The following is a 14,657-nucleotide window of genomic DNA, read 5'->3' as shown; positions in this document are numbered from 1 at the left end:
CTCGGCGTTCGCGTCTCCTCTCCTAGCTCCCCCCGCTCTTTCGCCGTCCTTCGGAGATTCACCCTATGTCCCACCCCTCCCCCCAACCGCCAGCCGACGCCCCACCCGCCAACGCGCTAAGCCGCCTCGCGCACGCGGCAGACCGCGGCCTGGGCCGTGTGGTGGAGACCATCGCCGCCGCCCTGGTGCTGGCCGAGATCTTTGTGCTCTTCGCCGGCGTGGTGTCGCGGTATGTCTTCCACTCGCCGCTGGTCTGGTCGGACGAGCTCGCCTCCATCATGTTCCTGTGGCTGTCCATGCTGGGCGCGGTCGTGGCGCTGCGCCGCGGCGAGCACATGCGCATGACGGCGCTGGTCAACAAGGTCCAGCCGCATACCCGCGCGCTGCTGGACACCATCGCCATCACCGCCTCCATCGCCTTCCTGGTGCTGGTGATCTACCCGGCCGCGGAATACGCCTATGAAGAAAGCTTCATCGTCACCGCGGCCATGGAAGTCAACAACGCCTGGCGCGCCGCGGCCATCCCCATCGGCATGGGCTTGATGGTCATCGTGGCCGTGCTGCGGTTGCTGCGCATCAGCACCTTCAGGCAGGCCGGCATCGCGCTGGCCGGCACCGCCGCCGTGGTCGCGCTCTTCTGGTTCGCCCAGCCCCTGCTGCAGCCACTGGGCAAGCTCAACCTGATCCTGTTTTTTGTCGGCATCGTCGCCGCCACCGTGCTGTCGGGCGTGCCCATCGCCTTCTCCTTCGCGCTGGCCACCTTCGGCTACCTCGCGCTCACCACCTCCACGCCCCTGCTGGTCATGGTCGGCCGCATGGACGAGGGCATGTCGCACATGATTTTGCTGGCCGTGCCGCTCTTCATCTTCCTGGGCGCGTTGATCGAGATGACCGGCATGGCCAAGGCCATGATCCAGTTCCTGGCCAGCCTGCTGGGCCATGTGCGCGGCGGCCTCAGCTATGTGCTCATAGGCGCGATGTACCTGGTCTCCGGCATCTCGGGCTCCAAGATCGCCGACATGGCGGCGATCGCGCCCGTGCTGTTCCCCGAAATGAAAAAACGCGGCGCCAAGCCCGGCGACCTGGTGGCCCTGCTGTCGGCCACCGGCGCGCAGACCGAAACCATTCCGCCGTCCATCGTGCTGATCACCATAGGCTCGGTCACCGGCGTGTCCATCGCCGCGCTGTTCACCGGCGGCCTGCTGCCGGCCGTGGTGCTGGGCGCGGCGCTATGCACCGTCGTCTGGTGGCGCTACCGCCATGAAGACCTGAGCGCCGTCGTGCGCCACAGCAAGCGCGAAATCGGCAGGCTGCTGCTGATCGCCCTGCCCGCCATCATCCTGCCCTTCGTGATCCGCGCCGCGGTGGTCGAAGGCGTGGCCACGGCCACCGAGGTCTCCACCATCGGCATCATCTACTCGGTGCTGGCCGGCCTCTTCCTGTACCGCCAGTTCCCGTGGCGCCGGCTCATGCCCATGCTGATCGAAACCGCGTCGCTCACCGGCGCCATCATGTTCATCATCGGCTGCGCCACCGCCATGGCCTGGGGCCTCACGCAGTCGGGCTTCTCGCAGGACCTGGCCCGCGTCATGGGCAGCCTGCCCGGCGGCGCCTACGGTTTCCTCGCGGTGTCCATCCTGGCCTTTGTCATCCTGGGCAGCGTGCTCGAAGGCATTCCCGCCATCGTGCTGTTCGGCCCGCTGCTCTTTCCCATCGCGCGCATGGTCGGTGTGCATGAGGTGCACTACGCCATGGTCGTCATCTTCGCCATGGGCATAGGCCTGTTCGCGCCGCCCTTCGGCGTCGGCTACTACGGCGCCTGCGCGGTCAGCAAGGTCGACCCCGACGAAGGCATTCCCTACATCTGGGCCTATATGGGCGCGCTGCTCATAGGCCTGGCGCTGGTGGCCGCCGTGCCCTGGTTCTCCACGGGTTTCCTCAAAACCTGAATCCCCACTTCCTCCCTTTTCACTGGAGCAAAACAAATGAGCAAATTTTTCGGCGAGATCCGCCAGCTGGGCTACGTCGTGCCCGACATCGAAGCCGCAATGGACTACTGGAGCAAGACGCTTGGCGTGGGCCCCTGGTTCTACAACCCCAAGGTGCCCATCAGGAACTACACCTACCGCGGCGAATCGCACGAGCCGCACAACTCGGTGGCACTGGCCAACTCGGGCTTTGTGCAGGTCGAGCTGATCCAGACGCGCAACGACGTGCCCTCCATGTACCGCGACTTCCAGCAAGCCGGCCGCACCGGCCTGCAGCACGTCGCCTACTGGACCAGCGACTACGACGCCGACCTGGCGCGCCTGCTCAAGCAGGGATTCAAGCCCGTCATGAGCGGCGAAGTCGGCGAGAAAGGCCGCTTCATCTATTTCGACACCGAATACCACCCCGGCACCGTGATCGAGCTGTCCGAAGTCGCCGGCCCCAAGGGCAAGATGTTCGACCTGATTCGCGCATCGAGCGAAGGCTGGGACGGCAGCGACCCGGTGCGGCCTTTCCCCGACCTCAGCAAACTCTGAACAACCCAAAAGACGCACGCCATGAACGCCGACCGCTTTGAAGCCACCTACCTGATCGAAACACCGCTGGAGCCCGCCAAGGTCGCCGAAGTCATGGCGGGCGAACAGTCCTGCGGCACCTTCGCGCGCGTCGAGGGCGAGACCGACGAGCTGCGCCTGCGCGCGCGCGCCACGGTCGAGCAGATCGATGAGCTCGAACCGGTGAGCGCGCCCAGCCTGCCCAACGCCCTGCTCGAACGCAAGGGCCACACCGGGCCCTGGCGCCGCGCGCGTGTGCGCATCTCCTTTCCCGTCGCCAACGTGGGGCCCAACCTGCCGACGCTGGCCGCCACCGTCTCGGGCAACCTCTACGACCTCGGCGAGGCCAGCGGCCTGCGCCTGGAAAGCCTGAAGCTGTCCGCCGGCTACCGCGCCTTCTTCGACATGCCGCAAGTCGGCATCGCCGGCACACGCAAGGTCACCGGCGTGGCCGCGGGCGCCCTGGTCGGCACCATCATCAAGCCCAACGTCGGCTTCTCGTCCGCGCAGACCGCCGAACTCGTGGCGCGCCTCTGCGCGGCCGGCGTGGACTTCATCAAGGACGACGAGGTCTGCGCCAACCCCACCCACGCGCCGCTGGGCGAACGCGTGCCGGCCGTGATGGCCGTGGTGCGGGATCACCAGCAGCGCACCGGCAAGCACGTCATGGTGGCCTTCAACATCACCGACGAGACCGACGCGATGAAACGCCACGCCGACCTGGTCGAGCGCGAAGGCGGCAGCTGCGTCATGGCCAGCCTCAACTGGTGCGGCCACTCCGGCATGCAGACGCTGCGCCGCCACACGGGCCTGGCCATCCACGGCCACCGCAACGGCTACGGCGCGCTGTCCCGGCACCCGCTGCTGGGCATGTCCTTCCAGGCCTACCAGACGCTGTGGCGCCTGGCCGGCGTGGACCACATGCACGTGCACGGCCTGCAGGGCAAGTTCTCGCAATCCGACGAAGAAGTCATCGAATCCGCGCAGGACTGCTACACGCCGCTGACCGACGGCACCCACGGCGTCGACGACCGCGTCATGCCGGCCTTCTCCTCGGGCCAGTGGGCTGGCACCGTGCCCGCCACCTGGGCCGCCGTCAAAAGCGACGACCTGCTCTTCATGTCCGGCGGCGGCATACTCGCCCACCCGGGCGGCCCCGCCGCCGGCGTGGCCAGCATCCGCCAGGCCTGGGAAGCCACACGCGCCGGCGTGGCGCTGGCCGAGCATGCGCGCAGCGCGCCCGAACTCGCGGCGGCGCTGGCTTTCTTCGGTAAATAACCATATGGCCACCCTAGAGACGCTCACAAAACCCAGCGAAGCGGTCCTGGCTAGGCGCGTCGCCGCAGACAGTGCTACAGCACGGCAAGGCGACTGCAACAACGCCAGGAGGGTTTTGTGAGTGTCTCTAGCCTGAAAGTCGCTTACTACGGCGACGACTTCACGGGCGCCACCGACACCCTGGCCACGGCCGCGCGCGCCGGCCTGCGCAGCCTGCTCTTTCTCGGCCTGCCCACGGATGCGCAACTGCAACGCGCCGGCCCGCTGGACTGCCTGGGCATCGCCGGCGCGGCCCGCGCCATGAACCCCGACGAGATGCGCGCCGAACTTGAACCCGTGGGCCGCCTGTTCGCGCGGCTGGGTGCGCCCGTCATGCACTACAAGACCTGCTCGACCTTTGACAGCGCGCCCCAGGTCGGCAGCATAGGCGCGGCCATCCGCATCCTGCAGCCGCATGCCGGCAATGCCTTTGTGCCCATCGTCGGCGGCCAGCCCAACCTCAGGCGCTACTGCGTGTTCGGCAACCTGTTCGCCGGCGCCGGCCCCGCCGTGCACCGACTGGACCGCCACCCCACCATGAGCCGGCACCCCGTCACGCCCATGCACGAAGCCGACCTGCGCCGCCACCTCGCCGCGCAGGGCCTGGCGCAAGTGGCCGCCATCGCCTATCCCGACTACGAGCAGGATGACGCCGCGCTGGACGCGCAACTGGACACGCTGCTGGCCGGCAAGCCCGACGCCGTGCTGCTGGACGTCGCCCACGCCGGCCACCTGGCCACCGTGGGCCGCCTGATCTGGCAGCGCGCGCAACAGCAAAACCTGCTGGCCGCAGGACCCAGCAGCGTGGTCCAGGCCCTGGCCGCGCACTGGCAGGCCGGTGATGAAGCGGCGCCTCCTCGCGTAGACGCGGCCAGCGGCCCGGTGCTGGTGCTGGCCGGCAGCCTGTCGCCGGTGACCGCGCGGCAAGTGCAGGCCGCAAGCGCCTATCGGCAGGTCGCGCTCAACGCCGCCCGCCTCACAGGCGACGCGGACTATGCACAGCAGATGGCAGCGCAGATCGCAGCGCTGCTGGCCCAGGGCCGCCATGTGCTGGCCTGCACCTCGGCCGATGGCGCAAGCAACGCCACCACGGACGGCCGCGCGCTGGCCCAGGCCTGCGGCGACCTGCTCGCACGCGTGCTCAAGGCCGTGCCCCTGCGCCGCCTCGGCATTGCCGGCGGCGACACCTCCAGCCACGCCGTGCAGGCGCTCGATGCCTGGGGCCTGTCCTACGCCGCGCAACTCGCACCCGGCGTCGCCCTGTGCCGCCTGCACAGCGACCAGGCCACGCTCGACGGCATGGAGATCATGCTCAAGGGCGGCCAGATGGGCGGCGAGGATTTGTTCGAGACACTGCTGCACGGAACGAACTGACCAAGAGGCACGGTGTTCACCAGCAGGGGCCGCGGAACTGGCTTCGCCAGGCCGCAGGCCCCGTCCCCTGCAAGGGGAAAAGGTACTACACGAAGTGAGTGCCGATAGGGGTGTATCCATCTCTCCGCGGAACTTGCTTCGCCAGGCCGCAGGGCGCCGTCCCTGCAAGGGGAGAGGGGGCTACACGCAGTGAGCCCCAACAGGGGTGAATCTTTACCATCGGGCAATGGCTCGGAAACAGTGGGCCGCCACACTTGCTCTCAACCTGAAGCCAAAAGCCGTATGTCACGGGCGATGGATTTCAGGCTTCTTCTCTTTGAAAGGAAGTTCTCCATGAAATTCGCATTCAACCGCTCCGCTTCCCTCAACAGCCTCGTCCTCGCCGGCCTGCTGGCTACCGTGGGCGCCGGTGCCATGGCACAGACGCCTCCCGCCCCGCCCGCAGGTTCTCCGCCCGTCGCCGGCAAACCCGCCGGCCCGCACGGCGACCGCATGGCACGCCATGACCCCGCCAAGATGCAAGCCTGGATCGCCAAGCGCCAGGCCGAGCTCAAGGCCAAGCTGAAAATCACGCCCGCCCAGGAAGGCGCGTGGACCAGCTACACGGCGTCCATGCAACCGCCCGCACACGGCGCGCGCCCCACGCCTGAACAACGCGCCGAGTTCGACAAGCTGACCACGCCGCAACGCATCGACAAGATGAAGGAAATGCGCACCCAGCGCATGGCCGAAATGAACACGGCCATGGACAAGCGCGGCGAAGCCACCAAGACCTTTTACGCTGCGCTGAGCCCCGAGCAGCAAAAGACCTTTGACGCCGAGCACAAAAAGCACGGCCCGCACGGTGGCGGCCCCCGCCATCACGGCGGCCCGGCCCCGCAAAAGGGTTAAGCCGCGGCGCGTTAAAAAGCGCTCTCCCCAAAGCCCGCACCGCAAGCCGGTGCGGGCTTTTTTATGCGTGCCGCATGTCGCCGGACACCACCGGGAGCCCGCGTAGGACGGCATCGAATGCACCCGTTTCCACACTGCGCGCTGACTAAACTGGGCCGATGATCAAGATCCGCAAGGGCCAGGCACCCGCCGTGTTGTCGCGCACCGCCTTCCACGAACGCTTCATGCAATCCTTTGTGGACCCGGCCTTCCGCGATGAAGACGAAGCCCTGGCGCGCGTCGAAGCGCTGGCCTGGGACGCCTACAAGGAGGGCCGCAAGGCACCCTTCACGCGCAAGGCCGGCAAGGGCTTTGCCGACCCCGAATACGAACTGTCCACCGAATGGCTGGAAACCCGCGCGCGCCTGAAAAAAGCCGCGGCCGAATGGAAGAAACCCGCCACGCCGTCCCGCGTGCTGCTCATCTGCGGCTCGGCCCGCAACGACGGCACCTGCCCCGGCGAGATCTCCAAGACCTGGCGGCTGCTCAACACCGCCAAGACCACGCTCGAAAGCGCCGGCATGGCCACCGACGTGCTGGACCTGAGCCTGCTGACCTCCAGCTACAACCTGAACATCCACCCGTGCAAGGGCTGTGTCTCCACCGCCATGCCGCTGTGCCACTGGCCCTGCAGTTGCTACCCCAACCATTCGCTGGGGCAGACCAGCGACTGGATGGCCGAGATCTACGAACGCTGGACGGCCGCGCACGGCGTCATCATCCTCACGCCGGTCTACTGGTACCAGTCGCCCAGCCCGCTCAAGCTCATGGTGGACCGCCTGGTCTGCGCCGACGGCGGCAACCCCGACCCCACCAGCACGCACGGCAAAACGCCGTCGGAAGCCAAGTCGCTCGAAATGAAAGGCTGGGACTATCCCAAACACCTGGCCGGCCGCGCTTACGGCGTGGTGGTGCACGGCGACGTCGCCGGCATCGAGGGCGCGCGCCGCAGCCTCACAGACTGGCTGGACTGGATGGGCTTGATAGACGCCGGCAGCCAGGCCAGGCTGGACCGCTTCATCGGCTACTACGAACCCTATGCCACCAGCCACAACACGCTGGACGCCGACAAGGCCGTGCTGGCCGAAGTGCGCAATGTGGCGAAAGCCGTGGCCGGTGCGGTCAAGGAATTGCGCGCGGGCACGCCGTCGCAACCCGACAAAGACCTGCCACGGCCGCGGCCCAAATAAGAGCCGCCCAAAAAATACCGGGCGGCAGGTTAACCCCGCGCCCGGTATTGACGAGAACCCAGGCGCACAGGGCGCCTGAATTCAGGCCTTGCGTTTTACACGCTTACTTGGTGCCGCCGCTGAGGTCGGCACCGCCCTGCACGCGCGCGCCACCCTGGACGCTGCCTGTGGCATTGCCGACGCCGTTGCTGACACCGTTATAGGTTCGCTTGGCGCCGCTCTTCACGGCGCTGCCCGTGCGGGCAACCGCACGGCCGGTGCTGTCCACCGCGCCTGCGGCCTGGCCGCCCATGTTGCCCGCGCCCGATGCATTGACACCCGCGCCTGCATTGGCGCCTGTGCCAACCCGGCCGCTGTTCATGCCGGAGCCGCTGTCGCCGCCTGCTGCCGCATTGGCGCGCACGCCAGCGTCAATGTTGGTGTTCTGGCCGAGCGACACGCCCAGGCCTGCGCCCGTGTTGGCGGCAGCGCCTGTGGTGCGCGCGCCCGAGCCGGCATTCACGCCGGCACCGGCGCCTACGCCGACGCCCAGGCCCTGCGCATACACGCCAGGGGAAGCAAGGGCCGCGAGCAGGGTCAGGGCAGCGGCTGCGGGAATGGAACGAATGGTGAACTTGGACATATCAATCTCCTTGGAAAAACGGTGGGCATGCCGGAAGGCGGCTCACCTGGGGAGGGCCGCGGCGAAATCGCCTTGGCCCGACCCCGGCCTGCAGGGGCCGGGGCGCCTCAAGGTCATGCGCGGCTTTTTCATGGCCGCTCCATCCTCTGAGGCGAATCGGTTGTCTTACTTGGTACCGCCGGTGACGGGTGGGGCGCCGGCATTGGACGTGGCGGCCATGTCGCGTGCGGCCTGGTTCTTCGCCTTCTTGGCGGCGCGCTTTTCACGCTTTTCAGCCTTGGCGGCAGTCCGTGCATCAGCGTCCTTGGCCATGCCGCCTGTGGGAGCGGCCATCACCGCGTCCTTGGCCTTGGTCGTGCCGCCGATTTGCGTGTTGCCGCTGGCCACGGGATTGCCCGAGCTGTTGTTGGCTTCGGCACCTGCGCGGGCCGCGGCATTGGTTGCCGGGGCAGCCGTCACGGCGTCCTTGGCTTTGGTGCTGCCGGGGGGCGTTGTGGTGTTGGGCATCGTGCTGGTGGTCTGTGCATAAGCCTGCACGCCAAACAACATGGCTGCGGCGATGGCTGCAGCGGCGGGAACGGAACGCATTGAGTATTTCTTCATCATAATTTCCTTCAGTTGGCCCCAAATAGATAAGGCAGTGGATGTTGAGAATCACGCCCTGATCTTTTGACGGGCTGATTTCAATTTAGCGAGCAGGCAAGGACAGTCTTATCGGAGAGGCACGCCGCACCATGTAGGACACTGCGCCCGCGCCCTGTGGTTGCCGCCGGCACACCAGGGCAGCACGGGCCAGGCCGGGCGCTGTACAAACAGAGAAATAAGTTTCTGTCCTACACCTGCGGGAATACACGCGGGATCACAATCAACGTCCGGGCCATAAGCCCGCTTACCTGTCACCTGTTTACCTGCCGCCCAACCCGCGGCCCGCTTTTCCCCTATGCAGACATCGCCATCCGACTCTTCCCCCCGCGGCGCGCCCGACGCGCTGTCCGTCGCCGTCCCCGTGACGCCCCCCAAGGCGGGCACGCAGGTCGACATGGCCGCCGTCGAGGCCGACACGCAGACCGCGCTGGCCGCGGTCAGCCCCGAGTCCTCGTTCTCCTTCAAGGTGCTCACGGTCAACATCCACAAGGGCTTTACCTTCTTCAACCGCAAGTTCATCCTGCCCGAGCTCCGCGAAGCGGTGCGCAGCGTGGGCGCCGACGTGGTGTTCCTGCAGGAAGTGACGGGCAACCACGTCAAGCACCAGGACAAGTTCGACAACTACCCCGAGACGCCGCACTACGAATTCCTGGCCGACACCATCTGGCCGCAGTTCGCCTACGGCCGCAACGCCGTCTACACCAACGGCCACCACGGCAACGCGGTGCTGTCCAAATTTCCCATCGTGCGTTTTGAAAACCGCGACGTCTCCATCAGCGGCCCCGAGCGCCGCGGCCTGCTGCACTGCGAGCTGCAGATCCCCGGCCGCAGCGTCAACGTGCACGCCATCTGCGTGCACCTGGGCCTGATGGAAAGCCACCGCGAAAAGCAGATGGACATGCTCTGCGAACTCGTGCGCAAGGACATCCCGCCGCACGCGCCCGTGGTGGTGGCCGGCGACTTCAACGACTGGCGCCACCGCGCCCACGCGCAACTCGAAAAAGGCGCCGAACTGCACGAGGTCTTCGTGCAGGCCAACGGCCATGCGGCGCGCACCTTCCCCGCGCGCCTGCCGCTGCTGCGGCTGGACCGCATCTATGTGCGCAACGCCATAGGCCATGCGCCCGTGGTGCTGCCGCTGCGGCCCTGGTCGCATCTCTCAGACCATGCGCCCCTAGCGGCAGAAATCGAGCTTTGAAGATGAGCCGTTGGGTCAGTGGCAACAAGTTTCGCCTGCTTGAAAACGGCGAGGAATTTTTTCCGCGCGTGTTCGAGTGCATCGCCGCCGCCAAGCGCGAGGTCGTGGTGGAAACCTTCATCCTGTTTGAAGACAAGGTCGGCGAAGAACTGCACGCGGCCCTGCACCAGGCCGCGCGGCGCGGCGTGCAGGTCGACATCACCATAGACGGCTACGGCTCGCCCGATCTGTCGCCCGAATTCATCTCCACCCTCACGCGCGCCGGCGTGCGCGTGCACGTGTTCGACCCGGGCGCCAAGCTCTGGGGCTGGCGCACCAACCTGTTTCGCCGCATGCACCGCAAGATCGTGGTGGTCGACGGCGAGCGCGCCTTTGTGGGCGGCATCAATTATTCGGCCGACCACCTGGCCGACTTCGGCCCCCAGGCCAAGCAGGACTACGCCGTGGAAATCGAAGGCCCCCTGGTCGCCGACATCCACAGCTTTGTGCACCGGGCTCTCGCCGCCGGCTGGCGCAATGCCGGCGCCGAGCCGCCCGAAGGCCTGCGCGAGCGCCTGGCCGGCCACGCGCGCTCGCTGGCCGGCGCCCTGCGCCGCGACAACATCCCCGCGCCCGCGGGCGAGGCCTCGGCGCTGTTCGTCACCCGCGACAACCGCAAGCACACCAACGACATCGAGCGCCACTACCGCGCGGCCATACGCACCGCGCGCAGCCGCGTCATCATCGCCAACGCCTACTTCTTTCCCGGCTACCGGCTGCTCAAGGAAATGCGCCGGGCCGCCAGGCGCGGCGTGGACGTGCGCCTCATCCTGCAGGGCGAGCCCGACATGCCCATCGTCAAGACCGCCGCCAGCATGCTCTACCACCACCTGCTGGACGCCGGCGTGCGCATCTACGAATACTGCGAGCGCCCGCTGCACGGCAAGGTCGCCGCCATCGACGGCGAATGGGCCACTGTCGGTTCCAGCAACCTCGACCCGCTCAGCCTCTCGCTCAACCTCGAGGCCAACGTCGTCATCCGCGACCGCGCCTTCAACCAGGAACTGGGCGAGCGGCTGGACGCGCTGATGCAGCACAGCTGCAAACAGATAGACCGCAAAGACCTGGTGGAGCCCAGTTGGTGGCGCACCGTGCGCAGCTACTTCATCTTTCACCTGCTGCGCCGCTACCCGGCCTGGGCCGGCTGGCTGCCCGCGCACGCGCCGCGCCTCACACCCGCCGGGCAAGACCTTCCCCCGTCCGGCGGCTCCGATCCCGAGCCGGTGGGCCAGGCCAAACCCGTGTGAGCGCCTGATGGCCGACAGCCGCAGCCTGCCTCTCGCAAACCCCGCGATTCCCGCGCGTGTTCCGCGAGTCCCCCTGCGCGGACGGCCCTGGTGGCCCTGGTTCAGGCGCATCGCCACCACCGTGTTCTTCCTGCTCGTCGCCGGCCTGCTGGTGTCGCAGGCGCGCAGCATCCAATGGGGCGAGGTCCTGACCTCGCTTGAGCAATACCCCCTCACCGCCGCCTGGGGCGCCGTGGCGCTGGCCGTGGCCAGCTTCACGCTCTACAGCTGTTTTGACCTGCTGGGCCGGCGCTACACCGGCCACACGCTCAGCACCCCCACCGTCATGCTGGTCACCTTCATCAGCTACGCCTTCAACCTCAACCTGGGCTCGGTGGTGGGCGGCGTGGCCTTCCGCTTCCGGCTGTATTCGCGCCTGGGCCTGAAGCCCGGCGCCATCACCCGCATCATGTCCATCAGCATGCTGGCCAACTGGATGGGTTATGTGCTGCTGGCCGGCCTGGTGTTCAGCCTGCACCCGCCCACCCTGCCGCCCGACTGGCCCGTCAGCGCCGGCCACCTGCGCCTGGCCGGCCTCGCGCTGCTGGCGGCGGCCGCCGCCTATTTGGGCGTCTGCGCCTTCACGCGCCGCCGCCACTTCGAGCTGCGCGGCCACACCATCGAACTGCCCGCGCCGCGGCTGGCCTGCCTGCAGCTGCTGATGGGCGCCGGCAACTGGCTCGTCATGTCGGGCATCCTGTTCATCCTGCTGCAACACCGCATCGAGTTTTCCGCCGTCGTCGCCGTGCTGCTGCTGGCCGCCGTCGCCGGCGTCATCACCCACATACCGGCCGGCCTGGGCGTGCTGGAGGCCGTGTTCGTCGCCCTGCTCTCGCACCTGATGCCGCAGGCCGAGCTGCTGGCCGCGCTGGTCGCCTACCGCGTCATCTATTACCTGGCGCCGCTGGGCATCGCCAGCGCGGCCTACCTCGTCATGGAAGCCCGCGCCAAAAAACTCAAGCGCGCGGCCCGGGCACCCCGCGCCGCCTAGTCCCCGCGAAACGCCCGCCCCGCGCCGCGCTACCCCCCGCCAGCCCGCCACCAGGCGCTTTCCCCCTGCTTTAGGCGCCAAAGCCACACCCCGTGCGGGTTTTCGCGCCCATCCTTGTGTCCATGACCACAAACTACTGTATATTGATACAGTGTTTTTGGTGTTCTCTTTCCTGGCGATGCGCCGCCCGCACCCGGGAAGTCGGCCTCTTTGCCTACAGCCGCGCTTGAACCCGCGGCGGCAACATGAAGTCAGACCGTGAAGAAGAAAGGATGTACCGCATGGGCGTGATGAATGACCTGCTGACGACCGACCTCTTTCCCCAGGCCTTGCTGCCCGTCACGCTGCAAGGCCAGGCGGACTTTGAAGGCTTTCGCCGCGCCGCGCGCGGCCTGCTGGCGCAGAACATCCTGCCCGAGCAGGTGAGCTGGCGCTGCAGCGACACGCCGCTCGAAAGCCCCAAGGCCGCCGGCACCGCCCACAGCCCCGCCTTCAGCGACGCCCCCGCCGTCCATGTGCCGCCCGAGTTCTTCGCCATGTGCCAGGCCGCCGTGCTGCACAACAATCCCCAGCGCTTCAAGCTGCTCTACCGCCTGCTGTGGCGCCTGGTGCACGAGCCCCAGCTGCGCCACAACCCGCTCGACGCCGACATGGAAGAAGCCCGCCGCATGGCCGAAGACGTGCGCCAGGACATGCAGGCCATGAAAGCCCAGCTGCGCTTTCGCTCGGTGCAGGACGACACCTTCAGGGCCCGCCCCCTGGCCGGCCCGCTGCACGTGGCCTGGTACGAGCCCGAACACCACATCGTCGACGCGGTCGCGCCCTTCTTCGCCAAACGTTTTTCCCAGATGCGCTGGGCCATCCTCACGCCCGAAAGCAGCGTCGAATCAGACTACCTGGGCCCGCAGGATGAGGGCACGGTGGCCCTGCGCTTCGGCCCCGGCGCCGACCCGCAGGACGCGCCCACGCTGGACGCCGGCGAGCAGCACTGGCTCACGCAGTACGAGCAGGTGTTCCACCCGGCCCGCCTCAGGAGGCGGCGCATGATGCAGAAAGCCGCGGCCTCGCCGCAGCGCTACCGCAAGGGCCGCGGCGCGGCGGGCCGCAAGGCCCATGCGCCCAGGGCGCAAAGTCCGGGCCAGGCCGCCTCCAGCCAGCCGCTGTCGCGGTCATAGCGGCCAAGACCGCGCACTGCCCCGCGGCAGGCGCCGCGAAACACCATCAGGGCTTGCGGGCGTCCGATGCCGTGGGCGCGGGCGGCGGCAACACGGTGTCGCGGCTGTCAAAACTGCCGGGCGGCAGCACGGGCCGAACACTGGAATCACGCGGGTCGGGCGGCGGGGGCGGCGTGTTGTCGGGCACCAGCGCCCGGCGCGAAGGATTGCGGTTCAGCGGGTTGTTCAAGGGCGCCGGGGGCGTTTGCACCGCGCCCGGATTCAACCCGGGCGGCTCGGGCGGCGCCGATCCCGACTGCATGGTTTGCGCGGCGGCCCAAGGCAAGGCCCATGCGGCCAGCGCGAAAGCGGCAAAGTGTTTTTTCTGCATGGCGTGTTCTCCTTGAGTCCGCGCGCTGACCGGCGCACGCTTGTCGTTTGACTCTACGCCGATTCCCGCAAAGGCGTCATGTCCCGGAATACCGGCATCGCTGTCAGGGCCGGCCTACAGGCTGGGCCACCAGCTCCTTGAATCCCGTTTGCGCATCGAGCGCACGCGAAAACACCCAGCCCGGCAACGGCGCCAGCACGATCTCCGCCGTCGTCCGCACCATGCAGCCCGCCATCACATGCCCGCCCCGCATCTCCCCGCGCGCCGTCGCCACGCTGGCATGCAGGTGCGCGCCGTCCGGGCTCAGCGTGCCCGACAGCGTGATCAGTTCCAGCGGTTCGACCAGCAGCGTGCCCTCGGGCTCGGCTGCGTAGCGCAGGACGGCGCGGGACAGGCTGCCAACCGCCGAGATCACGCAGGCGGCGGTGGCGTGCTGCTCCGCCTGCAGCTGGGCGAAGGCGGTGTTGAGGGCTGAGCGGAGGTCTTCTCCGGGGCTCAGGCGAAGGACGTGGGTTTGGGGCATTGGGTTAGGGTAATGGTGGGGCTGTTTTTGTTCAAGAGGGGTGCGCTCCTCTTGCGCTTGCTGGCCGGGTCTCGCCCCGGCGGGCGAGGCACTTTTCTTTGCTTCGCCAAAGAAAAGTACCCAAAAGAAAGGCGACCCTGGTTGCTGCGTCCCTTCGCTTCGCTGCGGGCAACCTGCGGTGCTCGGTCCAGCCGGGGTCAAAAACAACTCGCCTGCGGCTCAAACAAGTTTTTGCCCTGATCCGTCTGGACCTCCGCTCCTCGGCGCATCCACAAGGGGTGGGAACGGGGGAGGAAAAATACCAAACTGTGCTGGTCTAATTTCAAAAGACATCCCGATGAGGGAAATCAATGTCTGAGAGGAATAGAAATGACCAAAGCCAAGACCAGGCGATCGTTCGATGCGGCGTTCAAGGTGCAGATCGTCAAGATGATTCGAGAGCAGCACCTGAGCG

The 14,657-nt window shown here is 67.5% G+C and carries 15 protein-coding genes; 10 read left to right on the top strand and 5 right to left on the bottom strand.

Translation table 11 applies throughout. The annotated features are described in order from the left end of the window. Positions 1–65 precede the first annotated feature (65 nt). The 6 genes from ACLV74_RS21610 (at position 66) to ACLV74_RS21585 (ending at position 7,354) form a co-directional block, all read left to right on the top strand. The gene (locus ACLV74_RS21610; protein WP_411881475.1) at positions 66–1,949 is read left to right on the top strand and encodes a TRAP transporter large permease subunit; all 1,884 of its coding nucleotides are present in this window, start codon (positions 66–68) and stop codon (positions 1,947–1,949) included. Positions 1,950–1,985: 36 nt separating this feature from the next. After that, the gene (locus tag ACLV74_RS21605) at positions 1,986–2,525 is read left to right on the top strand and encodes a VOC family protein (RefSeq protein ID WP_411881474.1); all 540 of its coding nucleotides are present in this window, start codon (positions 1,986–1,988) and stop codon (positions 2,523–2,525) included. A gap of 21 nt (positions 2,526–2,546) precedes the next feature. Beyond that, entirely contained in the window at positions 2,547–3,821 is a 1,275-nt protein-coding gene (locus tag ACLV74_RS21600) for a ribulose-bisphosphate carboxylase large subunit family protein (protein ID WP_411881473.1), read from the top strand. Positions 3,822–3,938: 117 nt separating this feature from the next. Beyond that, positions 3,939–5,234, top strand: a complete 1,296-nt coding sequence (locus tag ACLV74_RS21595; RefSeq protein WP_411881472.1) for a four-carbon acid sugar kinase family protein — start codon at positions 3,939–3,941, stop codon at positions 5,232–5,234. Positions 5,235–5,567: 333 nt separating this feature from the next. Continuing rightward, complete coding sequence (locus ACLV74_RS21590; RefSeq protein ID WP_411881471.1) at positions 5,568–6,125, top strand: Spy/CpxP family protein refolding chaperone; 558 nt, start codon at positions 5,568–5,570, stop codon at positions 6,123–6,125. Between the two features lie 158 nt (positions 6,126–6,283). Continuing rightward, complete coding sequence (locus ACLV74_RS21585) at positions 6,284–7,354, top strand: flavodoxin family protein (RefSeq protein ID WP_411881470.1); 1,071 nt, start codon at positions 6,284–6,286, stop codon at positions 7,352–7,354. Between the two features lie 103 nt (positions 7,355–7,457). Here ACLV74_RS21585 and ACLV74_RS21580 read toward each other — a convergent pair whose 3' ends face one another. Both ACLV74_RS21580 and ACLV74_RS21575 read right to left on the bottom strand, forming a co-directional pair. Continuing rightward, positions 7,458–7,976 (bottom strand): hypothetical protein, encoded by a 519-nt coding sequence (locus tag ACLV74_RS21580; RefSeq protein WP_411881469.1) that lies wholly within the window; start codon positions 7,974–7,976, stop codon positions 7,458–7,460. A gap of 165 nt (positions 7,977–8,141) precedes the next feature. Beyond that, entirely contained in the window at positions 8,142–8,564 is a 423-nt protein-coding gene (locus tag ACLV74_RS21575; protein ID WP_411881468.1) for a hypothetical protein, read from the bottom strand. Between the two features lie 451 nt (positions 8,565–9,015). On the opposite strand from ACLV74_RS21575, the gene ACLV74_RS21570 reads away from it, so the two are divergent. The 4 genes from ACLV74_RS21570 to ACLV74_RS21555 all read left to right on the top strand — a co-directional run bounded on the left by ACLV74_RS21570 (position 9,016) and on the right by ACLV74_RS21555 (position 13,310). After that, positions 9,016–9,819, top strand: coding sequence for an endonuclease/exonuclease/phosphatase family protein (locus tag ACLV74_RS21570; protein ID WP_411881512.1), 804 nt, complete (start codon positions 9,016–9,018; stop codon positions 9,817–9,819). A gap of 2 nt (positions 9,820–9,821) precedes the next feature. After that, positions 9,822–11,105 carry a cardiolipin synthase ClsB gene (clsB, locus tag ACLV74_RS21565; RefSeq protein WP_411881467.1) on the top strand — a complete coding sequence of 428 codons (1,284 nt, stop codon included), beginning with the start codon at positions 9,822–9,824 and terminating at the stop codon, positions 11,103–11,105. 7 nt (positions 11,106–11,112) lie between these two features. Further along, positions 11,113–12,135 carry a lysylphosphatidylglycerol synthase domain-containing protein gene (locus tag ACLV74_RS21560; protein ID WP_411881466.1) on the top strand — a complete coding sequence of 341 codons (1,023 nt, stop codon included), beginning with the start codon at positions 11,113–11,115 and terminating at the stop codon, positions 12,133–12,135. A 245-nt stretch (positions 12,136–12,380) separates the two neighbouring features. Beyond that, entirely contained in the window at positions 12,381–13,310 is a 930-nt protein-coding gene (locus ACLV74_RS21555) for a TIGR03915 family putative DNA repair protein (protein ID WP_411881465.1), read from the top strand. Between the two features lie 46 nt (positions 13,311–13,356). Here ACLV74_RS21555 and ACLV74_RS21550 read toward each other — a convergent pair whose 3' ends face one another. From ACLV74_RS21550 to ACLV74_RS21540, 3 genes are all read right to left on the bottom strand, one after another. Then, positions 13,357–13,680 carry a hypothetical protein gene (locus ACLV74_RS21550; protein WP_411881464.1) on the bottom strand — a complete coding sequence of 108 codons (324 nt, stop codon included), beginning with the start codon at positions 13,678–13,680 and terminating at the stop codon, positions 13,357–13,359. Positions 13,681–13,783: 103 nt separating this feature from the next. After that, positions 13,784–14,203 carry a PPC domain-containing DNA-binding protein gene (locus ACLV74_RS21545; protein WP_411881463.1) on the bottom strand — a complete coding sequence of 140 codons (420 nt, stop codon included), beginning with the start codon at positions 14,201–14,203 and terminating at the stop codon, positions 13,784–13,786. A gap of 219 nt (positions 14,204–14,422) precedes the next feature. Then, positions 14,423–14,657, bottom strand: a 235-nt coding sequence (locus tag ACLV74_RS21540) for a hypothetical protein (protein WP_411881462.1), incomplete at its 5' end; no start/stop codon positions are given.

This window comes from Polaromonas sp. YR568, from assembly GCF_943369415.1.
Classification (GTDB): domain Bacteria; phylum Pseudomonadota; class Gammaproteobacteria; order Burkholderiales; family Burkholderiaceae_C; genus Polaromonas.
The sequence above is the reverse complement of the archived record's forward strand: the minus strand, read 5'-3'. Positions and strand labels throughout refer to the sequence as shown.